At 76.1% G+C, this 22,733-nt stretch carries 15 protein-coding genes; 8 read left to right on the forward strand and 7 right to left on the reverse strand.

What is annotated here, in order from left to right; all coding sequences use genetic code 11:
- Window positions 1-173 precede the first annotated feature (173 nt).
- The 6 genes from H9657_RS13025 to H9657_RS13050 are packed head-to-tail and all read left to right on the forward strand — an operon-like array spanning window position 174 to window position 14,166.
- Entirely contained in the window at window positions 174-3,533 is a 3,360-nt protein-coding gene (locus H9657_RS13025; RefSeq protein ID WP_191783851.1) for an FtsX-like permease family protein, read from the forward strand.
- On the forward strand, window positions 3,530-6,304 hold the full coding sequence (locus H9657_RS13030) for an FtsX-like permease family protein (RefSeq protein ID WP_191783852.1): 2,775 nt from the start codon (window positions 3,530-3,532) through the stop codon (window positions 6,302-6,304). The genes H9657_RS13025 and H9657_RS13030 overlap by 4 nt, the downstream gene beginning before the upstream one ends.
- Before the next feature lie 5 nt (window positions 6,305-6,309).
- Window positions 6,310-7,344 (forward strand): ABC transporter ATP-binding protein, encoded by a 1,035-nt coding sequence (locus H9657_RS13035; RefSeq protein ID WP_404813163.1) that lies wholly within the window; start codon window positions 6,310-6,312, stop codon window positions 7,342-7,344.
- Window positions 7,341-8,063, forward strand: coding sequence for an ABC transporter ATP-binding protein (locus H9657_RS13040; protein WP_191783853.1), 723 nt, complete (start codon window positions 7,341-7,343; stop codon window positions 8,061-8,063). The genes H9657_RS13035 and H9657_RS13040 overlap by 4 nt, the downstream gene beginning before the upstream one ends.
- A 38-nt stretch (window positions 8,064-8,101) precedes the next feature.
- On the forward strand, window positions 8,102-11,401 hold the full coding sequence (locus tag H9657_RS13045; protein ID WP_191783854.1) for an ABC transporter permease: 3,300 nt from the start codon (window positions 8,102-8,104) through the stop codon (window positions 11,399-11,401).
- Window positions 11,398-14,166 (forward strand): FtsX-like permease family protein, encoded by a 2,769-nt coding sequence (locus H9657_RS13050; RefSeq protein WP_191783855.1) that lies wholly within the window; start codon window positions 11,398-11,400, stop codon window positions 14,164-14,166. The genes H9657_RS13045 and H9657_RS13050 overlap by 4 nt, the downstream gene beginning before the upstream one ends.
- Before the next feature lie 26 nt (window positions 14,167-14,192).
- Here the strand turns inward: H9657_RS13050 and H9657_RS13055 are convergent, their stop codons facing one another.
- From H9657_RS13055 to H9657_RS13070, 4 genes are all read right to left on the reverse strand, one after another.
- A complete protein-coding gene (locus H9657_RS13055; RefSeq protein WP_191783856.1) occupies window positions 14,193-15,824 on the reverse strand; it encodes a DHA2 family efflux MFS transporter permease subunit in 1,632 nt (543 codons plus the stop codon).
- On the reverse strand, window positions 15,821-16,474 hold the full coding sequence (locus H9657_RS13060; protein ID WP_191783857.1) for a PadR family transcriptional regulator: 654 nt from the start codon (window positions 16,472-16,474) through the stop codon (window positions 15,821-15,823). Before H9657_RS13060 ends, H9657_RS13055 begins: the two co-directional genes overlap by 4 nt.
- Window positions 16,475-16,649: 175 nt before the next feature.
- Complete coding sequence (locus H9657_RS13065) at window positions 16,650-18,062, reverse strand: PhoH family protein (protein ID WP_404813160.1); 1,413 nt, start codon at window positions 18,060-18,062, stop codon at window positions 16,650-16,652.
- 279 nt (window positions 18,063-18,341) lie between these two features.
- Complete coding sequence (locus tag H9657_RS13070) at window positions 18,342-19,103, reverse strand: isoprenyl transferase (protein WP_191783858.1); 762 nt, start codon at window positions 19,101-19,103, stop codon at window positions 18,342-18,344.
- 183 nt (window positions 19,104-19,286) lie between these two features.
- On the opposite strand from H9657_RS13070, the gene trhA reads away from it, so the two are divergent.
- The gene (gene trhA, locus H9657_RS13075; protein ID WP_191783859.1) at window positions 19,287-20,039 is read left to right on the forward strand and encodes a PAQR family membrane homeostasis protein TrhA; all 753 of its coding nucleotides are present in this window, start codon (window positions 19,287-19,289) and stop codon (window positions 20,037-20,039) included.
- Between the two features lie 39 nt (window positions 20,040-20,078).
- On the opposite strand, the gene H9657_RS13080 is transcribed toward trhA, so the two are convergent.
- The 3 genes from H9657_RS13080 to mca are packed head-to-tail and all read right to left on the reverse strand — an operon-like array spanning window position 20,079 to window position 22,191.
- Window positions 20,079-20,924, reverse strand: a complete 846-nt coding sequence (locus H9657_RS13080) for a carbon-nitrogen hydrolase family protein (RefSeq protein ID WP_191783860.1) — start codon at window positions 20,922-20,924, stop codon at window positions 20,079-20,081.
- On the reverse strand, window positions 20,921-21,307 hold the full coding sequence (locus tag H9657_RS13085; RefSeq protein ID WP_191783861.1) for a hypothetical protein: 387 nt from the start codon (window positions 21,305-21,307) through the stop codon (window positions 20,921-20,923). Before H9657_RS13085 ends, H9657_RS13080 begins: the two co-directional genes overlap by 4 nt.
- The gene (mca, locus tag H9657_RS13090) at window positions 21,304-22,191 is read right to left on the reverse strand and encodes a mycothiol conjugate amidase Mca (RefSeq protein ID WP_191783862.1); all 888 of its coding nucleotides are present in this window, start codon (window positions 22,189-22,191) and stop codon (window positions 21,304-21,306) included. Before mca ends, H9657_RS13085 begins: the two co-directional genes overlap by 4 nt.
- A 129-nt stretch (window positions 22,192-22,320) precedes the next feature.
- Between mca and H9657_RS13095 the strand changes: the two genes are divergently transcribed.
- Window positions 22,321-22,725: a DUF4307 domain-containing protein gene (locus H9657_RS13095; protein WP_191783863.1), complete on the forward strand. Its 405-nt coding sequence runs from the start codon at window positions 22,321-22,323 to the stop codon at window positions 22,723-22,725.
- The last annotated feature ends 8 nt before the right edge of the window (window positions 22,726-22,733 follow it).

Below are 22,733 nucleotides of genomic sequence, written 5' to 3' on the forward strand. Positions count from 1 at the left end.
CGGTCCGGGCGTCCGTACGAGTGAATCCACCCGACCGCCGACCCAACCTTTTCTGTCACTCGAACGGGTGTTGGTGATCCTCCCACCTGCGGGTTTACGTCACCTAGCATCGCCGTCGACCCTCTGACACCGAGGGGTGCCCGACGACGGGTGACGCTGCGGAAGGTGGGGCGATGGGCTGGCGCACGCAGGTGCTCCTGGGACGCCTGCGCGACCAGGCCACCGTCATCGCGACGGTCGCCGTCGTCACGTTCGTGGCGACGACGCTGCTCGGGACGTTCGCGTTCCTGCTCGTCGTCACCGGCGACGACGCGGTCGAGGCGGAGATCGCGCGCGTGCCCGACTCGGCCGTGGCCCTCGAGGCCGTCGTCCGGGTCAACAAGAAGGACGCCGCTGCGGCGCTCGCAGCGACCGACGTCGCGCTCACCTCGACCCTGGGTGACCTGCCGTTCGACAGCGAGACCTGGCTCACCGGACGCATGTGGTCCCTGCCCCTGGTCGCCGGCACCCAGTTCGCACCCGTCGCGTACCCGGCCAGCACGCCGCTCCTCCCGGAGCAGGGCGAGCTCGTGGCGGGCGCGTGGCCGGACCGTGCACGCGACGACGCCGGGCAGCTCCTGGTCAACGTGCCGGACGTCGCCGCGCAGCGGTACGGCTGGACGGTCGGCACCGTCGTGCCGGTCCGCACCATCGGCGGGCAGACGCAGGACAGCTGGGTCGTGGTCGGGACGCACCGGCTCACCGGCTCGTCGGCGTCGTGGTCGCGCGACCTGCTCAAGGGCGCCGCCCACGACAGCCGCTACCCCGTGATCGGCACCGGCGGCAGGCTCACCACCGACGCGTGGGGGCCGATGGTCGTGGCGCCCGACGCGCTGCTGGGTGCCGGCACCGTCGAGACGGCTCACGTGCTGACCACGCCGCACCTCGCCGGCGCCCCGAGCGGGGCCCTGACGCAGACGCGCGACAACCTCGAGTCCACCCAGGCGCGCCTGTCCGCCGCGCTCCGCGACGTCGGCGCGAGCGGGTACGTGCTCACCCGGCTGGGCGAGACGATCGACGCCTCGTGGCGCGAGCTCGCGGTGACGCGCATCGGCGTCGTGGTCGTCGGGCTGCTGCTCGTCGTGCTCGCCACCACCGTGATGCTGCTGGCCGCGCGTCTGCTCGGGGAGCGACGGGCCGCCGAGGGCGAGCTCGTCGCCGCACGCGGGGCGTCGGCGGCGCAGCTGCGCTCGCTCGCGATCCTCGAGTCCGCAGTCCTCGCGGCGGTGGCCGCGGCCGTCGCACCGTGGGTCGCGCGCGTCGCGTTCACGCGTCTCGCCGAGGCCGGTGCCCTCGGGGACGCCGGGCTGGGCGCGCCGCCGGGGATCCCCCTGCCGGTCTGGGTCGCGTGCGCGGCGGTCGCGACGGTCCTGGCCGTGTCCCTGGTCGTGCCGGCCTGGCACACCGCCGGGTCGTCGAGCGCCGCCGCCCACGCGGGGCTCGTCCGCGCGGGCGCGGACCTCGCGCTCGTCGTGCTCGCGGGTGTCGCCCTGTGGCAGCTCCTCGACTACGGCGCACCGCTCACGCGCGGGCCGGGCGGCGCCCGGCTGGACCCCGTGCTCGTCGTCGGCCCTGCGCTCGTCACGCTGGGAGCAGCCGTGCTCGCGCTGCGTGCGGTCGCACCTCTCGCCCGCGGCGCCGACGTCCTCGCGCGGCGCAGCGCGTCGCTCGTCGTCCCGCTCGCCGCGTGGCAGGTCTCGCGCCGCTTCACGGCCGCGACCGGCACAACCCTGGTCGTCATCCTCGCCGTGTCCGCCGCGACGTTCTCGCACGCGTTCCTCGCGACGTGGCGCACCTCGCAGGTCGACCAGGTCGACCTCGCCGTCGGCACCGACGTGCGGGTCGACGGGATCCGCGGCGAGCGCCTGACCGCGTCGGCCGACGCGCGTGCGGTCCTGGCGGACGCACCGCCCGGCACCCACCTGCAGCCGGTCGCGGACCGGAGCGCGACGATCGGTCGCGCGGTCGCGCAGGGCCAGGAGAGCTCGGGCTTCGGCGTGCGGCTGCTGGCAGTCGACACCGAGCAGCCCGGGTCGCTGCGCGGCCGCGCGGACGTGCCCTGGTCCACGCTGGTCCGCGACCTCGGGACACCGGAGGACGAGGACGCGCCGGTGAGCACCGGTCCGACCGGCACGCCGCTGCCCGGGGACCCGCAGTGGCTCGTGGTGACCATGACGGCGGGCTCCGACCCGTACACGGCGGGGGTGCTCTACCCGACGCTGGCGGTCGAGGACGAGACCGGCGTGCGGGCCTGGGTCAGCGTGCCCGAGCTGCCCCTCGACGTGCCGTCGACCTTCGCCCTGGCCGTGCCACGCGGGCTCGGGCCCCTGCGCCTGGTCGCCGCGTCGGCCGTGGTCACCCTGTCCGGGGCGACCGAGACGGTCGCGGACCCGTCGTCCGGCCGGCACGGCCAGGTGTGGCTCGGCCTCCAGGACGTGCGCGTCCTGGACCGTGCGGTCGGCCTCACGTCGCCGGACGAGGCACTCGCCGCGGCGGCCGCGCAGGGGACGCCCGTCGCGCTCGAGGCCGGCGGCTGGGAGGCCGTTGCGATCAGCGGCGGGCTCGAGCGTGGCGCGACCGTGGGTGCCCAGGTCGGCCCGTACCCGTTCGTCGACGACGTGCCTCCCGGCGCGCTCGTGGTCGACGGCAAGTTCGACATGGCGGCGCTGGACGGGGGGAACGGCCGCCTCGTCGCGCACGCGTGGCCCGCGCACGGCGCCGTCCGGGCCCTGGTCACCACGGCCGTCGCCGAGCGCGGGAGCCTGTCGCCCGGCATCCACTTCTGGATCCGTGCCGGCGACGCCCAGGTGCAGGCCGTCGTGGAGGACGTCGTGCCGTACCTGCCCGGCGTGCCCCGCGGGCCCGCCGTGCTCGTCGACCGCGACGCGCTGGGACGCGGGTCGGTCGAGGCCGCCGGCACCGACCCCCTCGTCGACTCCTGGTGGCTGGCCGCCCCCGACGGTGACGCACCCGCGCTCGCCGCGGCCCTCGCGCGCGCCGCGGACGCGGAGGCGACGGTGCGGACCACCGAGCGCGCGGCCGCGGTCGCCGGACCGCTGAGCGCCGCGATCCCCGCCGCGCTGTCGCTCGTGACCGCCGCCACGCTCGTGCTCGTCCTCGTGGGGCTCGGCGCGAGCGCAGCCGCCGCGATCCGCTCACGCCGCCTCGAGCTCGCCCGGCTGCAGGCGCTGGGCGCCGCACGCCCGTCGCTCGTGCGCGGCCTGGTGGGCGAGCACGTGGTCCTGGTCGTGGTCGGCGCGCTCGCCGGACTGGCCATCGGCTACGGGCTCGCGAGGGTCGTCACGCCCGTCCTGACGGTGTCCTCGGACGGCCGACGGCCCGTCCCGGCCCCGCTCGTGGTGTGGCAGGACGGCATGGCACTGATCATCACGGGCGGCCTGGCCCTCGCGGCGTGCGCCGTCGTCGCGCTCCTGGCCGTCGTGCTCGTGCGGCGCGCCTCCGGCGCCCTGCTGCGGTTGGGGGACGACCGATGAGTGACATCGACACCCGCGTCCGGGCGACCACGGCCGTCGCGCTGCTGGTCACCGTGCGGCGCGCCCGCCAGGACAGGGCCCTGGTCGTCGGGAGCGCGGTCCTGCTCCTCGCGACGCTGCTCCTCACGCTCGCGGTGCCGCGCCTGGTCGAGCGCAGTGCCGACGTCGCGGTGCGCGAGACCATCGTCGCCGCCGGTCGCGACGGCGAGATCGTCGGGATCGCCCCGTCCGACCCCGTGACGGGCCGTCCGCCACCCGCGCAGGAGGCGGGGTACGCGGCCGCCTCGATGCTCCTCTTCCAGTTCGGCGAGGCCGTCGACGCGCCGGTCGTCGCCGTGACGTCGGGGTTCGCCACCGTGCGCACCCCCGTGGGGGCGTTCGCACTCTCGCTCGTGCACGTCGGGCAGACCGGCGACCCCGCCCCCCTGGTCCGCTGGGTCGCCGGCACGGCGCCCGGTCCCGTCCCGGCGGACGAGCAGCACGGTCGGCCCGGCGACGAGCCCGGCCCCCGCACCGTGCAGGTCGGCCTGAACGTCGCCGCGGCCGAGGAGCTCGGCATCACCCTCGACGACGGCCCGTTCGTCATGCGCCGCCACACCACGGGGGACTACGACCACGTCGTCGTCACCGGGCTGTACGAGGCGGTCGACCCCCTCGCGCGGGTCTGGGCGGAGCACCCGGGTCTGCTCACCTCGATCCCGTCGCCGCCCGGCACCGCGACGCTGCTGCAGACCTCGGCGTACGTGCCGGTCGAGGCGATCCCCGACATGGTCCACGTGGTGGGCCGCAACGCCGTGGCGGTCTCGTCACGGGCCCCCGTGCGGACGGACGGCCTGACGGTCACCGACGCCCACCGGCTCGTGGGGCTGATCGAGGCGACGTCCGCCCGCTCGGCGAGCATCTTCAGCGGTCTGCCGGCGGTCGTCACCGCGTTCGACGCCCGCATGTCCGCCGCCCGCGCGCAGGCGTCCCTCGTCGTCGCCGGCGTCGCGACCTCGGCGACCCTGTGTCTCGTCCTCGCCGCCTCCCTGCTCGTCACCCGCCGGCAGCCCTTCCTGGCCGGCGAGCGCGCACGCGGCGCGTCGATCGCCTCGGTCGTGACGCGTGGCCTGCTCGAGTCCGCACCTGTCGTGCTCGCCGCCGTGCTGCTCGCGGGCGGCGTCGTCGCCGTGACGCTGCACGGCCAGCGGGGCTCGGTGCTGATCGCGGTGGCCGTGGCAGTCGTCGCCGCGCTCGCGCCGGCCGTCCTGGCGGCGCGCGCGGCCGCCGCGGCGTGGGAGGGACGACGCGTCCCGGCCGACCGGCGCGCACGCGCGGCCCAGCGGGCGCGTGGTCAGGCCCGCCGGATCGTCGTCGAGGCTCTCGTCGTGGTGCTCGCGGCCGGGGCTCTCGTGTCCGTCCGGGGCCGGGGGCTCGTCCCCCTGGGCCAGGGCGAGGTCGACCCGCTGCTCGCCGCGGCCCCGGTGCTCCTGGCGTCCGCCGCGGCGCTGATCGTGGTCCGCGTCTCCCCCGCGGTCGTCCGCGCGGCCGGGCGGTGGGCGTCCCGCTCGCGCGGCCTCGCCGCACCGCTCGCGGTCGCACGCGCCCACGGCGCGGCGACGGCCGTCGTCCCGGTCCTGACGGTCACGGTCAGCGTCGCGCTGGTCGTGCTGTCGGGCACCCTGGTGCACACCGTCAGCACGGGACAGCAGGCCGCCGCGGACGAGCTGGTCGGCGCACCGGTCCGGCTCGACGGGTCGATCGGCACGGAGGCCGGCGCCGCCGCGCTGACCCGGATCGCCGCCGCACCCGGCGTCACCGACGTGGCGACGGCCGCCCAGGTGGGCGACCGCACCTACGGCGCGCGCACCGGGATGAGCGCGACCCTGCTCGTCGTGGACGCCGCCGAGCTCGGGCGGGTGCGGGCCGCCGCGGGCCTGCCCGTCGACGAGGCCCTGGCGACGCTGGCCGAGCCGGGGCCCGCCGGGACGGTGCCCGCGCTCGTGAGCCCGGGCCTGCTCGAGCGCGCGCAGGCGGTCGACGCCGAGCCGGTGATGTCCGTGCTCAACGCCAGCGTGAGGTTCGACGTCCGGGGCACGACCGTCCTGCGGCCCGACGCCGGCGCCCCGACGCTCGACGCGCGCGTCGCGGCCCCGCTCGAGGAGGACGACGGTCTGGTCGTCGTGGACCGCGCGACGCTCGCCGCCGTCAGCGGCCAGCAGCCGACCGTGGACCGCGCGTGGGTCAGCGGGCCCGGCGCCGTCGAGGCCGTCGAGGCGGCACGCCTCGCGCCGACCGCGTCCTCCGGCGTGGTCGTCACGACGCGCGACGGCTGGTGGCAGGACTGGTCGCAGGCTCCGCTGACGTCGGGCCTGACGACGCTCCTGCTCGCCGCGGTGGTCGTGCTCGCCGCGCTGTCGGTGCTCGCGCTGGTCCTCGTCGTCGTGGCGACCGCCCGCGAGCGCGGCCGGACCCTGTTGGCGCTGCGGACGCTGGGGCTCGACGCGCGCACCGCCCGCTGGGCGACGCTGGGCGAGCTGGCGCCGCTGACGCTGGGCGGGCTCGTCGGTGGTGTGGCGATCGGGCTGGGCGTGCCCGCGCTCATCGGTGACGCGATCGGGCTGCAGCTGCTCACGGCGGAGCCGGGGGGCGTGACGGTCGACGTCACGTGGTGGCCCGTCGCGGCGGCGGCCGCGGCCCTCGTCGTCGCCCTCGTGGTGGCGGTGGTCGTGGAGCAGGCCGTACGGCGCAGGGACAGGCTCGGCGAGGTGCTGCGGGTAGGTGAACGATGACCAGGATGGAGCAGGCCATGGACCACGGGTCGACGGTGCAGGACGCACCCCCGACGAGCCTGGCGACGCTCGAGGAGCGCGCCCGGGCACGTCCCGAGGCGTTCGGGCGGACGTCGCTGATCGTGTGCGAGTCGCTCGTGCGCATCTACCAGTCCGAGGGGATCGAGGTGCAGGCCCTGCAGGGCCTGGACCTGCTGGTCGACGAGGGTGAGCTCATCGCCGTCGTCGGCGCCTCCGGGTCCGGCAAGTCGACGCTGCTGTCGGTGCTGTCGGGCCTGGACGTGCCCACGGCCGGCAACGTGCGCGTCGCCGAGTGGGACCTCATGACCATGACGTCCCGCGAGCGCGTCGAGTACCGGCGCACGACCGTCGGGTTCGTGTGGCAGCAGACGGCGCGCAACCTCGTGCCGTACCTGACGGCCGAGGAGAACGTCGAGCTGCCGATGGCGCTCGCCGGGCGCCCGCGCAAGCAGCGGCGCACGGAGGCCGCGGCGCTGCTCGACGTCCTCGGCGTCGCGTACTGCGCGGACCGCCGGCCCAGCCAGATGTCGGGCGGTGAGCAGCAGCGCGTCGCGATCGCCGTGGGTCTGGCCAACTCCCCCCGCGTGCTGTTCGCCGACGAGCCGACGGGTGAGCTCGACACCGCGACGTCGAACGACGTCCTGGAGGCGATGCGCGCCGTGAACCGCGACCTGGGCACGACGGTCGTGGTGGTCACGCACGACCCGAGCGTCCGGGACCACGTCCAGCGCACGGTCGAGATCCGGGACGGGCGCACCAGCGCGGAGGTGCTGCGCCACACCGCGACGCGCGACGACGGCACGCAGCACGAGGTCGCCGAGGAGTTCGCGGTCCTCGACCGGGCGGGCCGCATCCAGCTGCCCCAGGACTACCGCGAGGCCCTCGACCTGGTGGGCCGCGTGCGGCTCACCCTTGAGCAGTCGCACGTCGCCGTGCGTCCCGGCAACCGCGGGACGCCGGGCGCGGACGAGCGCGCCGCGCACCAGGACCACCCCGGACACGGACGGAGAGCCCGATGACCGCCACCACGACCGCCCGGCAGGACGCGGGCCGCGCCGCCGACGGGCCGCTCGTGCTCGTCGAGGGCGTCGGCCGCACGTACGGCTCGGGCCACGCCGCCGTCCACGCGCTGCAGGACGTCTCGCTGCAGGTGGCGCCGGGCGAGATGGTCGCGCTCGTCGGGCGCTCCGGCTCCGGCAAGACGACGCTGCTCAACACGATCGGCGGGCTGGACCGCCCCGACACGGGCCGCGTCGTCGTCGCGGGCCGGGAGGTGTCCTCGCTCGACGAGCGCGGGCTGGTCTCGCTGCGCCGCGACGTCGTCGCGTTCGTCTTCCAGACGTTCGGGCTGGTGCCGGTGCTGACCGCCGCGGAGAACGTCGGGGTGCCGCTGCGGATGCTGCGCACGCCCGTCGCGCAGCGCGAGGCGCGCGTCGAGCTGCTGCTCGACCTCGTGGGGCTCGGTGCGCACGCCAAGCAGCGGCCGGGGCAGCTCTCCGGCGGTCAGCAGCAGCGTGTCGCCATCGCGCGCGCGCTGGCGAACTCGCCGCGTCTGCTCATCGCGGACGAGCCGACCGGCCAGCTGGACTCGGAGACCGGCCGCGCCGTCATGGCGCTGATCCGCGCGGTCGTCGAGGCCGAGGGCATGACCGCCATCGTCTCGACCCACGACCCGGTGATGGTCGCCCTGGCCGACCGCGTCGTCCACCTGGCAGACGGCCGTCTCGTCGACGCCTGACGCACGGACCCGCGCGGCACGAGCAGGAGGAGGCAGACATGAGGTGGCGCTCGCGCGTCCTGCGCGGCCGGCTGCGTGAGCAGGGGTCGGTCGTCGCCATGGTCACGGCCGTCGCCGTCGCGGCGACGACGCTCGTGGGCCTCCTCGCCGGTCTGCTGCACCTCGCCGAGACCCAGGGGGCACCGGCCGCACTGAGCCGGCTCTCACCGGACGACGTCCGGATCGAGGCGACGGTCTGGGTGCAGGGCGAGGACACCGGACTGGTGCTCGACAAGGCCCGGGCCGGTCTCGCGGAGATCACCGGTGACGTGCCGACCGGCGAGACCACGTGGCAGGTCGGGTCGCTGCGGGCGCTGCCCGGCACCGACACGGGCACCGGCGAAGCCCCGCACCTCACGTACCTGTCCGCCTTCTCCGTCACCGACGACGTCGCCCGTCTGGTCACCGGCCGCTGGCCCGAGCGGGCCGCCGACGAGAGCGGCGCGATCGAGGTCAACGTCCCGGAGATCGCCGCGCGCGAGCTGGGCTGGCAGGTCGGCGCTCGCGTCGAGACCCGGCCGTGGGACGGCGAGGAGTACGCCGCGTTCGTCGTCGTGGGGACCCACGAGGCCGTCGGCGCGGGCACGGCCTGGACCCGCGACCGGCTGAACGGTCGCGGCACGGAGCCGTACCCCTGGCCCGGCAGCCTGGGGTTCCGCTCGACCGTCCTGTGGGGACCCCTCGTCGCGGACCCGTCGGCCCTGGACGGTCCGGGACTGGTGGACACCGCCTACCTGATGATCGAGCCGCGCCCCGCGGACGCGTCGAGCGAGGCGCTCCGCGAGATGCGCCAGGAGGTGCGCAACGCGCAGGCGACGCTCTCGGAGTCCCTGGACCCCGAGGCCGACGGCCGGGTCCGCACCGAGATCGACCGTGCGCTCGACGCGATCACGCGCGAGGTCGTCGTCATGCGGGCCGGCGTGATCACCATCGGGCTGCTGCTGGCGACCCTCGCGACCACGGTCATGCTGCTGGCCGCCCGCCTGCTCGCGGAGCGCCGCGCCGCCGAGAACGAGCTGCTCGCGGCACGCGGCGCGTCGCCCGCGCACCTGCGGTCCGTCGTCGTCCTCGAGGCCCTCACGCTCGCGGCTCTCACCTTCCTCGCCTCGCCCTGGCTCGCGCGGGCGGCGCTCGAGCGCCTGACGGGTTCCGGCGACCTGTCCGCCGCCGGCTACCTCGTCGGTCCCGGCCTCCCGGCGCCCGTGCTGCTGACGTGCGCCGTCATGGCCGGCGTGCTCGCGGTGGCGCTGTGCGTGCCGTCCTGGCACACCGAGGGCTCGACCTCCGCCACCGCGCACGCCGGGCTGCTGCGGGCCGGTGGCGACCTGTCCCTGCTGGCGCTGGGCGGTCTCGCGATGGGTCAGCTCATCGCCTACGGCTCGCCGCTGACCGGTGGCCCGGGCGGCGTCGGGGTCGACGTCGTCCTCGTCACCGGGCCGGCGCTGGTGACGCTCGCCGCCGCGACGGTGGCCCTGCGGCTCGTCACGCCCCTGGGGCGCCTCGCGGACGTCGTGGCGGCGCGTGCCCGCTCGTTCGTCGTCCCGCTCGCGGCCTGGCAGGTCTCCCGGCGTCCGTCGATCGCGACCGGCACGGTCCTCGTGGTCGTGGTCGCCGTCGCCTCCGGCACCTTCAGCGCGGCCTTCCTGTCGACGTGGCGCACGTCCCAGATCGAGCAGGTCGACCTCGCGATCGGGACGGACGTCCGCGTCGACGGCCTCGACGACGAGCCCGCGGCCGCTGCGGTCGCGGTCACGGCGGCCGCGGGCCCCGACGGGCACGCGCAGCCGGTCGTGCACCGGTCCGTCGGCATCGGCCCGCGCGGCAACATCGGCGGCGTCACGGCCCAGCTGGTCGCGCTCGACGCGTCGCGCCCGCAGGACGTGCGCGGACGGTCCGGGTCGACGCCCGAGGCACTCCTGGCCGGCCTCGTGGAGGCGCAGCCCGCGACGGGAACGGGCGCAGAGCTGCCGCCGGACACCCAGTGGGTCGTCGCCACCGGTGTGCTGGGGACGACGCCCGCGACGGGCGGCGACGGCATGGTCGACGTGACGGTCGAGGGCCCGACCGGCCTGCTCGTGCGGTCGGAGCAACGCACCGTCCCCCTGGGCGAACCCTTCGAGGTCGCGCTCGAGGTCCCGGCCGGCGGTGCGCTGCGCGTGGTCGCGATCGGCGTCACGCTGGCGCCACGGGATCTGCCGCCGCTCGATCCCCAGGACCCGCTGGGACCCCTCGTGCGCACGCTGGAGGCCGAGCTGTCGGTGACCCGGTTGGGCGCGGTGCCCCGGTCGGCCGGGATCAGCAACCCCTACGTCGCCGCCGACGCTGCGTCGACCCCCGTGACCCTAAGCGCGGTGGGCTGGTCGGGGGCCCTGCGTCAGCCGCCGCGCGTGGCGCAGATCGAGGTGCGCGGCGGCGTCACCGCGGAACCCGGCGACGGGGCTCTCGTGGTCGTCGGCACCATGCACGGGGACGGGGGCGGCATGGAGCTCGCCACCCTCCTCGCGCGGACCTGGGAGGCGTCCGGCGCCGTCCCGGCGGTCGTCGGCAGGGCCGTGACGGACGACCTCGCCATGAGACCGGGCCAGGACCTCACGCTGAACCTCGGGGGGACACGGGTGGACGCCGAGGTGGCACGGTTCGCGGACGAGGTCCCCGGCTCGCCACGACGCGGCAGCATCCTGGTCGACCAGCTCACGCTCGCACGTGCCGCGATCGAGGCCGGCGGACCGTCGGTCAGCCCCGACACCTGGTGGGTCGCCGCGCCGGACGACGCGGCGGCGGGCGTCTCGGCGGCGCTCGCCGGCACCGGCGCGCAGACCCGCACGCGCGTCGAGCTCCGCCAGGAGGCGCTGACCGGGCCCGTCCGGGTCGCGGTTCCCGCGACCATGTCGCTCGTGAGCGGCGCAGCGGCGCTGCTCGTGCTCGTCGGCGTCGGCGCGGTCGCCGCGGCGGCCGTGCGGGCACGCCGCCTCGAGCTGGCGCGGCTGCAGGCCGTCGGGGCGTCGCGCCCGGGCCTCATGGGCGGGATCGTCGCCGAGAGCACGATGCTCGTGGTCCTCGGTGCGGTGGTGGGGCTCCTCGCGGGGTACGGCCTGGCGGCCGTGGTCGCACCCCTGCTCACGATGTCGCCCGACGGCCGCACACCGGTGCCCGACCCGGTTCTCGTGTGGGGCTGGGCCGCGCAGACGACGCGCGGAGCCGCCGTCGTGGCCGGTGCGTGCGTCGTCGTCGCCGTCGTCGTCGCCCTGGGCGTCCGACGGACCTCGGGTGCCGCCCTGCGGATGGGGGACGAACGATGACCACCACGGCCACGCGCGTGCGCGCGACCACCGGCGATGCGCTGCTGGTGACCCGGCGACGCGCGCGGCTCGACGTCGGTCTGCTGATCGGCACCGCGATCCTGCTGACGGCGACCCTGATCGCCGTCCTCGCGGCCCCGCGGCTGCTGGGCCGCACGGCCGAGGACGCGCTGCGCGAGGCGATCACGGCCGCCGGCGCGGAGGCGGCCGTCGTGGTCCCGGCACCCGCGCCACCGTTCCCCCCCGAGGACGCACCCACGCTGTCCGGGCCCCTGGGCCAGGCCGCGCTGCTCGACCTGATCGCGGGGATGCTCCCCGCGACCGCGATCGCCGCCACGCCCCCCTTCACCGCGTCGACGGACGACCGGAGCGGCCTCGACGTCCGGCTCGTCACGCTCGAGTCGCCCGCGTCACGCCCCGACCCCGTGCGCTGGACCGTGGGGCGCGCGCCCGTCGCGGTCCCGGTGCCGCCCGCAGCCGAGCCCACCGCCGACGGGACCCTGCCGTCACCCCCGCCCCTGGCCGTGGAGGTGGGGCTCAGCGTGACGGTCGCCCGCGCGCTGGGCATCGACCCCAGCGCCGCGCCGGTGACGATCCTGCTCGCCCGCGGGCGCGGCGAGGCCCTGCCCATGGAGGCCCACGTCACCGGGATCTACGAGCCGGTCGCACCGAACGACGTGATGTGGACCCACGCCCCTGACCTCCTGGAGGCCCCGGCCGACCCGCCCCGCGGCCCCGTGGGCCTCTACGTGCCGCCCGAGGCGCGCGCCGACATGGCGTCCCTGCTGGGGGCGACCATGCTCAGCGGCGAGGCCGTGGCCGTGGTCGACGTCGAGCACCTGACGCCGGCCGACGTGCCCGAGCTCCGCCGGTCGGTCGTGGCGCTCACGACGACGACCCCGGTGCGGACCGGCCTGCCGCGCGTGCTCGACGCGTTCGACGCGCACCTGAGCGCGACCCTCGCCCAGGCGTCCCTGGTCGTCGCCGGTGCCGGCGCGACCGCGGCGTGCTGCCTGGTGCTCGCGGGCGCCCTGCTCGTCGAGCGTCGCCGCAGCCACCTGTCGGGCGAGCGCGCGCGCGGCGCCTCGCTGCTGTCCGTCGCGCTGCGCAGCGCGGTCGAGTCGGTGCCCGCGGCGGCGGCGGCTGCACTCGTGGCCGGCGGCGTCATCGCGTGGTGGCTGCCCCACGGGCCGGGCACGCCCGGGCTCGCGGCGGCGATCACGACCGTCGCGGTCGTCGCGCCCGTGCTCCTGGCGACCCGTGCCGCGGCGGCGGCCTGGACGGGCCGACGCGTGCCCGCCGACCGCCGGGAGCGTGCGCGTCTCGCCGGGCTGCGCAGCGCCCGCCGGTCCGTGCTGGAGCTGACGGCCGTGGCCGTCGCCGTGGCCGCGCTCGTCACGCTCCGCAGCCGTGGCCTGCTGCCGCAGGGTTCGATGCGGACCGACCCGCTGCTCGCCGCCGCGCCGTTCCTGCTCGCGCTGACCGTCGCTCTCGCGGTCGTCCGCGTCGCCCCCGCCGTCGTGCGTCTCGCGGGGCGGTGGGCCGCGCGCTCGCGGGGACTCGCGGCGCCGCTGGCGACCTCCCGCGCGCAGCGCGGCGCGACCGCCCTGCTGCCGCTGGTCACCGTGACGGTCGCCGTCGCGCTGATGGTCCTCAGCGGCCTCCTGGTGCAGACCGTCCACGACGGCCAGCGCATCGCGGCGGACCAGCTCGTCGGCGCCGACGTGCGCCTCGACGGTCCGCTGGACACCGACGAGGCCCTCGAGGCGCTCGCGCGGCTGGAGACGGCCGAGGGCGTCGAGGCGCTCGCCACGGGCGGCCAGATGAACGAACGCGCGTTCGGACGGGGCTCGGAGCCGGTGGTGACGGTGCTCGTGGTCGACACGGTGGCCCTGGCCGCGGTCCGCGAGGCGCGCGGGCTGCCGGTCGACGAGGGGCTCGCGCTGCTCGGGGACGTCAACCAGGGTCGCCTCCCGGTGCTCGCGACACCCGACGTGCTCGCGCGGGTCGACCACGCCGGCGGCACGCTCCTGCAGCTGGTCACCGAACGCGTCGACGTCGACGTGATGGGGACCACCGTGCTCACCGGCGACAACGGCGCCCCGCCCGCCGACGTGCGCGCGGCGAGGGCCACGTTCACGGGCGACGACGGCGTCGTCGTCGTCGACACCGCGGCGGCCGCCCAGGTGACCGGCAAGCTCCCCGCGACGACACGCGCCTGGGTGGCCGGACCGGGTGCGGCCCAGGCGGTCGCGGACCTCGGGATCGCGGACCTGCCGGGCGTGACGGTGACGACCGTGGACGGCTGGTGGAGCGCCTGGTCCCGCGCGCCGCTGCCCGCGGCGCTCCGGACGCTCCTGCTGGTGACCGTCGGTGTCCTCGCCGGGCTCGCCGTCATCGCCCTCGTGCTCGTGGTGGTCGCGACGTCCGGTGAGCGCGGACGCACGCTCTCGACCCTGCGCACCCTCGGGCTCGACGCCCGCACGGCACGCTGGGCGACGTTGGGCGAGCTCGCGCCGCTCGTCCTCGGCGGCTTCGTGGGCGGCACGGCCATCGGGATGGCGCTGCCCTTCCTGCTGGGTGACGCCCTGCGCCTGACGTGGGTGACGGCCGCCCCGGGCCACGTGCCGGTGTCGCTGGTCTGGTGGCCGGTGCTGGTCGCCGCCGGCGCCCTGGTGGCCGCCCTGGCGATCGCGGTGCTGGTCGAGCAGGCCGTGCGGCGCCGCGAGTCGCTCGGCGAGGTGCTGCGGGGCGGCGCGCGCTGACCCTGCGGGTCGACACGCGCCGGACCTCAGCGGGCCGCGGTGCCGACCTCGTCCGCGGTGGCCGGCGGGCCGACGTGCGACAGGCCGCCGCGCATCGCGAACGCGCACGCGGCGCCGAGGAGCAGCACGCCGACCGTGACCGCGAGCGTCTGGGCGGCCGCCGTGGCGAACCCGGCCTCGACGGCCGCCTGCGCGGCCGCCCGCACCTGGTCGGCGACCGTGGCGGGCACGTCGGCGGGCAGGTCGAGCCCTCCCCCGGCGGCGCCCAGGCCCTCGGCCGCCGCCTGGCGGAAGCCGTCGACGAACGGCCCGCGCAGCTCGGTCGGCAGGTCCTGCGCCACGTCCTGCGCGGCCGCGGGCATCGTCGAGGCGAGCCGCGACGTGAGCACCGCGACGACGACGGCCGAGCCGATGACACCGCCCACCTGGCGCGTCGTGTTGAACGCGCCCGCGCCCGCACCCGCGTTGCGCTGGTCGAGCCCGGTGGTCGCGAGGTTGCCGAGCGGCGAGAACACCAGGCCGGTCCCGACGCCGAACCCCAGCATGGGCACGACGAGACGCCAGACCGCGACGTCCGGCTGCACCTGGGTCGCGAGGATCCCGATCGACGCCGCGAGCACCACGAAGCCGGTGAACACGACCCACTTGCCGGCGACCCTGTCCGACAGCCGCCCGGCGAAGGGCGCGACGACGCCCGAGATCAGCGACCCCGGCAGCCCGACCAGGGCCGCGTGCAGCGGCGAGAGGCCCAGCACCTGCTGCAGGTACAGCGTGAACGGGAAGAAGATGCCCGTCATCGCGAAGGACACGGCCGCTCCCGCGACGTTCGCGAGCGCGAAGTTGCGCTGCACGAACAGCTTGAGGGGCAGCAGCGCGTCGTCGCCGCGGTGGCGCTGCCACAGCACGAACGCGGCCGACACCAGGACGCCCGCCCCGATGACGAGCGGCACCGAGATGGGACCGACGATGGTGCCCCAGGCGTACTCGCCACCCTCCTGCAGCCCGAAGACCAGCAGGCCCAGCCCCACGATCGACAGCACGACGCCCGGCCCGTCGAACGTGCGGGCGTGGGTCGGCAGCGCGGGCAGCGTGCGCACCGCGAGCCACAGCGCGACCAGGCCGACGGGGATGTTGACGTAGAAGATCCACTCCCAGCCGACGCTCTCGACCAGGATGCCGCCGAGCACGGGCCCCGTGATCGTCGCGACCCCGGCGACGGAACCCCACACGCCGAGTGCGGCACCGCGCTTCTGCGCCGGGAACACGCGCGTGATCATGGCCATGGTCTGCGGCGTCATGAGCGCGCCACCGACGCCCTGGACCGCGCGGGCCACGATGAGCACGCCGACCGACCCCGCGAGCCCGCACGCGAGGGACGCGAGCGTGAACACCACGAGGCCCGTCACGAACACGGGACGCGGGCCGAACCGGTCCCCCAGCCGGCCCGTGACCAGCAGCAGCACCGCGAACGTCAGCAGGTAGGCGCTGTTGACCCATCCCACGGTCACGAGGCTCGCGTCGAACGCCTCCTGCAGCGTGGGGACGGCGATGTTCACGATGGTCGTGTCGACCATGATCATGAAGAAGCCCAGGCACAGCGGGGGCAGGATGCTCCACGGGCTGCGGCCGCCCAGGTCGACGGGGACGGGTGCGGTCATGACGTGCTCCGGTCTGCGGGGCGCCGGACGGGCGCGCTGGTGCGGGTGCGGTGGTGCTCGCGCGCGGCGAGGAAGTCGTCGGGCGGCGGGCCGCCCCACGTGAGGGTGCCGTCGGCGAGGTCGCGCAGGACCTCGTCGAGCCAGGCGACCTCACGCTCCAGCAGGGCGACCTCACGCTCGCCGTCGAGCAGGAAGCGGCGGGGCAGGCCGAGCGCGAGCACCTCGTCGCAGCGCGCGCGCAGGGCGGCCAGCCGTGCTGCCTCGCGGTCGCGGCGCTGCGCGAGCGCGGCCTCGACCTCGTCGGCGGGGAGCCGGGGCGCGTGCGCGAGACCGACGGGGAAGTCCGCGTAGACGGGTCGGTCGTCGGCGAGGTAGGACGTGAGCGCCGGGCGCAGGGCGGCGTGGCCGGCCGGCGTGGCGCGGTACGTCGTGCGCTCGGGGCGGTTGCCGCAGCGCTCGGTGCCGACGGCCTCGACGAGGCCGTCGCGCTCGAGCCGCTGGACCGCGTGGTACACCGCGCCGGGCGTGACGCGCACGAGGCGGTCGTCGCCCCGCTCGACGAGCGTCTGGAAGACGTCGTAGGGGTGGCGGGGCTGCTCGTCGAGCAGGCCGAGCACGACGAGGGCGACCGTCGTGAGCTCGCGGGGCACAGCGTCTCCGTCCGGCGTCGTCGAGGGACGTTGGTCCCTATTCCGCGCGGAACATTACGCCCGGAGGATCGGTCCCTCAACCGGGGGCGCCGGGTTCACCCGCCGGCGCCGACGCGTCACGAGCAGCGGGGGCGCCGGCCCACCGGCCGACGCCCCCGCGACGAGCAGGAGGGCGTCAGGCCTCGATGCCCTCGAACAGCTCGGTGACCAGCGCGGCGACGGGCGAGCGCTCCGAGCGCGTCAGCGTGACGTGCGCGAACAGCGGGTGGCCCTTGAGCGCCTCGATGACCGCCGCGACCCCGTCGTGCCGCCCGACGCGCAGGTTGTCGCGCTGCGCGACGTCGTGCGTGAGGACCACGCGCGACGACTGGCCGATGCGCGAGAGCACCGTGAGCAGCACGTTGCGCTCGAGCGACTGCGCCTCGTCGACGATCACGAACGCGTCGTGCAGGGAACGGCCGCGGATGTGCGTGAGCGGCAGGACCTCGAGGATGTCGCGGTCCAGGATCTCCTCGACGACCTCCTTGCTGACCAGCGCCCCCAGCGTGTCGAAGACGGCCTGCGCCCACGGGCTCATCTTCTCGGCCGAGTCGCCCGGCAGGTAGCCCAGGTCCTGGCCGCCGACCGCGTACAGCGGGCGGAACACCATGACCTTGCGGTGCTGGCGCCGCTCGAGCACGGCCTCGAGGCCCGCGCACAGCGCGAGCGCCGACTTGCCGGTCCCCGCGCGGCCGCCGAGCGAGACGATGCCGATCTCCTCGTCGAGCAGCAGGTCGATCGCGACGCGCTGCTCGGCCGAGCGGCCGTGCAGGCCGAACACGTCCTGGTCACCGCGCACGAGCTGCACGTGCTTGTCGGCCGTGACGCGCCCGAGCGCCGAGCCCCGCGGGCTGTGCAGCACCAGACCCGTGTGGCACGGCAGGTCACCCGCGCCCCCGACGAGCGCCGAGGGGCCCACCACGACGTCCGCGAGCGCGACCGACTCGTGCTCCCACAGGTCGGCCATCTGCTGCTCGGACAGGTCGAGGGCGTCCATGCCCGTCCACCCGGAGTCGACCGCGAGCTCGGCGCGGTACTCCTCGGCGGTCAGGCCGACGGCGGCGGCCTTCACGCGCATCGGCAGGTCCTTCGAGACCACGACGACGTGCTGCCCCTCGGCGGCCAGGTTCGCGGCCACCGCGAGGATGCGCGTGTCGTTGTCGCCCAGCCGGAACCCGGCGGGCAGCACCGCGGGGTCGACGTGGTTGAGCTCGACGCGCAGCGTGCCCCCCTGGTCCGTGACCGGCATCGCGGAGTCCAGCCGGCCGTGCTTGATGCGCAGGTCGTCCAGGAGACGCAGCGCGCTGCGCGCGTAGTAGCCGAGCTCGGCGTGGTGGCGCTTGGCCTCGAGCTCGGTGATCACGACGACGGGGAGCACGACGTCCTGCTCGGCGAACCGCAGGACGGCCCGCGGGTCGGACAGCAGGACGGACGTGTCGAGCACGTAGGTCAGGCGGGGCGCGGGGGTCGGGCCGTCGGGGGTCCCGGACGGCGCGGTGCCGCTCGTCGGGGGCGTGGTTCCCAGGTCGTGCTGCGCGGTGTGGTCCACGGCAGGCTCCCCTCGGCGCCTCAGCGCCGGTCTGGACGCTTCCCGTCGGGCGCTGGCGCGGCTGCGCAGGCGGACCGGCGTTCGGCGGCGGGACGGGGTCGGCCGGCCGAGGGCCGGATCCGGCCCTCCTCCCGGAGCGCATGCTCCATGGGCTGGCCTCCCGGGACGACGGGCGTCGTCCTTCGCGTCCGACCGTAACCCCCGTCACGTCCGAGATGTCCCAGCAACCACCCCGACACGCGAGATGTCACACAGCGTTCACCTGGCGGGGGGACGCCGTCAGCGCCCGAGCCGCCGCTCGCGCTGGCTGTACGCGCGCACGGCGCGCAGGAAGTCGACGCGCCGGAAGTCCGGCCAGTACGCCTCGCAGAAGTAGAACTCCGAGTGGGTGCTCTGCCACAGCAGGAACCCGCCGAGCCGCTGCTCCCCCGACGTGCGGATGACCAGGTCCGGGTCCGGCTGACCGCGCGTGTACAGGTGCTGGGCGATGTGCTCGACGTCGAACGCCTCGGCCAGCTCGTCCAGGCTCGACCCCGCGTCGGCGTGCATCCGCAGGAAGGATCGGACCGCGTCGGCGATCTCGCGCCGGCCGCCGTAGCCGACCGCCGCGTTGACGTGCAGGCCCTTGACGTCCGACGTCGCGTCCTGCGCCGCCTTGAGCGCGGACGCCGTGCCGTCGGGCAGCATGTCGAGCGCACCGACCGCCTGGATGCGCCAGCGCTGCTCGGCGGCGAGCTCGCCGACGACGTCCTCGATGACCTGCAGGAGGTCGCCCAGCTCCGCCGGGTCCCGCGCGAGGTTGTCGGTCGACAGCAGCCACAGCGTCACGACCTCGACGCCGATGTCCTCGCTCCACTGCAGGAGGTCGCTGATCTTGTCCGCGCCGCGGCGGTGGCCGGTCGCCGAGGGCAGCCCGCTGCCGCGCGCCCAGCGACGGTTGCCGTCCAGGATGACGCCGACGTGCCGGGGCACCTGGTCCGGCCGCAGCGAGGCGGCCAGGCGTCGCTCGTACAGGCCGTAGAGCGGGTGCGGCAGGCGCACGCGTAGCCTCCCAGAGGAGCGAACCGTCGGACGTCGAACACGGTACTCGCCGCGACGCACCTCCGGGAGCAGCTCGGTCCCGGGACCCGCAAAGGTCCCATGACATCGCACCTACGGCCGCGTAACCTACGCTGACGTAGGTGACGTAGGTGACGGACGACGAGAGAGCGGTCACACCCTCCGATGAGCACATCCCCGACGCCCGGACGACCCTCCGTGCAGGACGACGCTCCCACCGACGCCGGACCGCTCGCGCGGGCCGCCGAGAGCGTCGGTGACGCCGTCGAGGCCGCGGTGGAGAACATCAAGCCCCGCCTGCGCGGCTGGGTGCACGCCGGCGTCGCCCCGATCGCCGTGGTCGCGGCGGTCGTGCTCGTCGCGATGTCGCCGACCCCCGCGGCGCGCTGGGCCAACCTGGTCTTCGGCATCTCCGCCGTCCTGCTGTTCGGGACCAGCGCGGTCTACCACCGCGGCACGTGGTCGCCGCGCGTGGCCGGGATCCTGCGGCGCCTCGACCACACCAACATCTTCCTCATCATCGCCGGCACCTACACGCCGCTCGCGGTGCTGCTCCTGCCCGCCTCGACCGCGCGCACGCTGCTTCTGATCGTCTGGTCGGGGGCGATCCTCGGGCTCCTGGCCCGGGTCTTCTGGCTGAACGCGCCGCGCTGGGTGTACGTCCCGATCTACCTCGCGCTCGGCTGGGTCGCGGTCGGCTTCTTCCCGCAGTTCTGGGCCACCGGCGGCCCCGCGATCGTCTACCTCATCGCCGTCGGCGGGCTCGCCTACACCGTCGGGGCGATCGTGTACGGCCTCAAGCGGCCCAACCCCAGCCCGCGCTGGTTCGGGTTCCACGAGATCTTCCACGTGCTGACGGTCATCGGCTGGGGCACCCACTTCGTCGCCGTGGCCATCGCCACGGCACGGCTCGGCTGAGCCGGCCCTCCCCAGGCTGCCTCAGCGGCCTCCGCGACCTCAGGTGCGCGGCACCACCGCGTAGCGCCGGTGCTCGAGCGACGGGTTGCGCTCCCGCACGGTCCGCAGCTCGTCCGCGTCGAGGTCGACCGTGCGGACCTGAGGGCTCTCGTCCAGCTCGAGGCCCACGACGCCGTCCGGCCCGACGACGAGCGAGCGCCCCACGACACCGCGACCGGCCTGCCCGACCGCGACGACGGCCGCGGTGCTCTCGATCGCGCGCGCGACCGCGAGCGTGCGCCAGTGCATCGCCTTGAGGTCCCCCGACGCCCAGGCCGCCGGCACGACGAGGACGTCGGCGCCCGCGTCGAGCAGGCGGCGGGCCGACTCCGGGAACCGCAGGTCGTAGCACGTCAGCACACCGAACCGCAGGCCCGCGACGTCGAGCACGAGCGGGGGCGCGTCGGCAGGGCCCGGTGCGAGCCGCTCGGACTCGCGGTGGCCGAACGCGTCGTAGAGGTGGACCTTGCGGTAGACGCCCGCGAGCGCGCCGCGGGCGTCCACGGCCACCACGGCGTTGACGGCGCGCGGCCGGCCGTCCGCTCCCGGCTCACCGCCGGGGACCGTCGTGCCGGCGATCACCGCGAGGCCGTGCGCTGCCGCCTCGCGCTGCAGCGCCGTGACGAACGGACCGTCGAGCGGCTCGGCGAGGTCGACACCCACGCCCCGCGGGTCGTACGCGCTCGCGTACTCGGGCAGCACCAGCAGGTCGGCGCGGGCGCGTACCGCGACGCGGAGCGCGTCACGCACCACCAGCAGGTTGGCGGAACGGTCCCGACCGACCTCGAGCTGGGCGACCGTGACACGCACGGCCGGACGCTGCGGCGGCTCGGGGCGTGAGCTCACCGCGACTCCTCGTCGGGCACCCGGCCCGGCGGGTCCGCGGTGGCCGCGGGGGCAGCGACGCCACCCGGCTCCGCGGCCTGCCCGGCACCGTCGTCGGCCGCGCCGTCGCCCTCGGGCGCCGCGGCGGGCTGCGCCTCGGTGGCCTCGGCGGCCTCCGCGTCGGCGCGCTGGCGGTCACGGTGGGACGCGCGCCGCATGCGCCGCGTCATCGACACGCCGAGCGCGATGACGGCCAGCGCCAGGACGAACGTCGCGACGAAGCCCGCGAAGCCGGGCGACCCCTCGGTGGGGCTCTCGTACGTCGGGCCGGGCAGCCGCCCGGCGCCGAGGGCCCCCGCGACGAGGCCGGACGCGGCCAGTCCGGTGGCGAGCAGGGAGGTCATCGTGCGTGCTCCGTCCCGCGGATCCCCGCGAAGAGGTCGGTCTCCGGCAGCGTCGTCTCCACACGGGACTCCGCGAGCTCGTACTCCTCGTCGCGCCACGTCGCGGTCTCGACCTCGCGCGGGACGGCGAAGAACCAGCCCTCGGGGTCGATCTGCGTCGCGTGCGCACGCAGCGCGGCGTCGCGCTGGTCGAAGTGGTCCGCGCACTCGATGCGCGTCGTCACCGGGCGCTCCGGCACCTCGCGCGCCTGGCGCGAGTCGATCCAGTCGCTGAACGGCGACTCCCCGCCGGCCGCGACGATCGCGTCGTGCACGGCCCGCATGCGCGCGAGCGAGAAGCCGTGGTTGTAGTAGAGCTTGAGCGGCGTCCAGGGCTCGCCCCGGCCGCGGTAGCGCTCCGGGTCGCCCGCTGTGGCGAACGCCTCGACCGCGACGCGGTGGCACATGATGTGGTCGGGGTGCGGGTAGCCGCCCGTGGGGTCGTACGTCGTGATGACGTGCGGCCGGAACTCCCGCACGACCTCGACCAGCGGCGCGGACGCATCCTCCAGAGGGAGCGTCGCGAACGACCCCTCGGGCAGCGGCGGCAGCGGGTCACCCTCCGGCAGCCCGGAGTCGACGAACCCGAGCCAGCGCTGCTGCACGCCGAGCGCGGAGGCCGCCGCGGCCATCTCCTCGCGGCGCACGGCGCGCATCGCCTCCAGCCCGACGGGTGCCGGCCCGTACCGGGGGTTGAGCACGTCGCCGCGCTCACCGCCCGTGCAGGTCACGACGAGCACCTCGACGCCCTCCGCGGCGTACCGCGCCGTGGTGGCCGCGCCCTTGCTGGACTCGTCGTCCGGGTGCGCGTGCACCGCCATCAGCCGTAGCCGCTCCGAGCTCACCGTGGGTCCTTCCGTGGCAGGTCGTGGGACGAGAGACAATGATCCCCCACCCCGCTGACACTCGAGGCACCGCCCGTGCACGGCATGACCCGCACCACCCCACCCGCACGCCACCCAGGAGGCCCCACCGTGGTCGCACCGGCCCCCCGCCCGCCCGCCGGGCGCTACGGACCGGAACCCACCGACGGCACCCGCCGGCTGCAGCGCCTCGCGCTGGCCGCGGCCGTCGTGGTGACGATGGTGCTGCTGGCCTGGATCGGGGCCGGCGTCATCCGCGACCCCGTCATCTGGCAGGACGTCGGCTACCGCGTGGACGGCCCCACGTCGACCGAGGTGACGTTCGACGTCACCACGCCGCTCGGCGCGGGCGCCACGTGCCGCGTGCAGGCGCTGTCCTCGTCGTACGCGCAGGTGGGGGTGCTCGACGTGCCCGTGCCGCCGGCTGACACGCGCACGCGCCGCGTGACCGTGACGATCCCCACCGTCGAGCTCGCGGTGACCGCCGTCGTGCAGGACTGCGCGCCCGTCGGCTGACCCGACGC

Origin of the sequence: Cellulomonas avistercoris, from assembly GCF_014836445.1 — a bacterium.
Classification (GTDB): Bacteria; Actinomycetota; Actinomycetes; order Actinomycetales; family Cellulomonadaceae; genus Cellulomonas; species Cellulomonas avistercoris.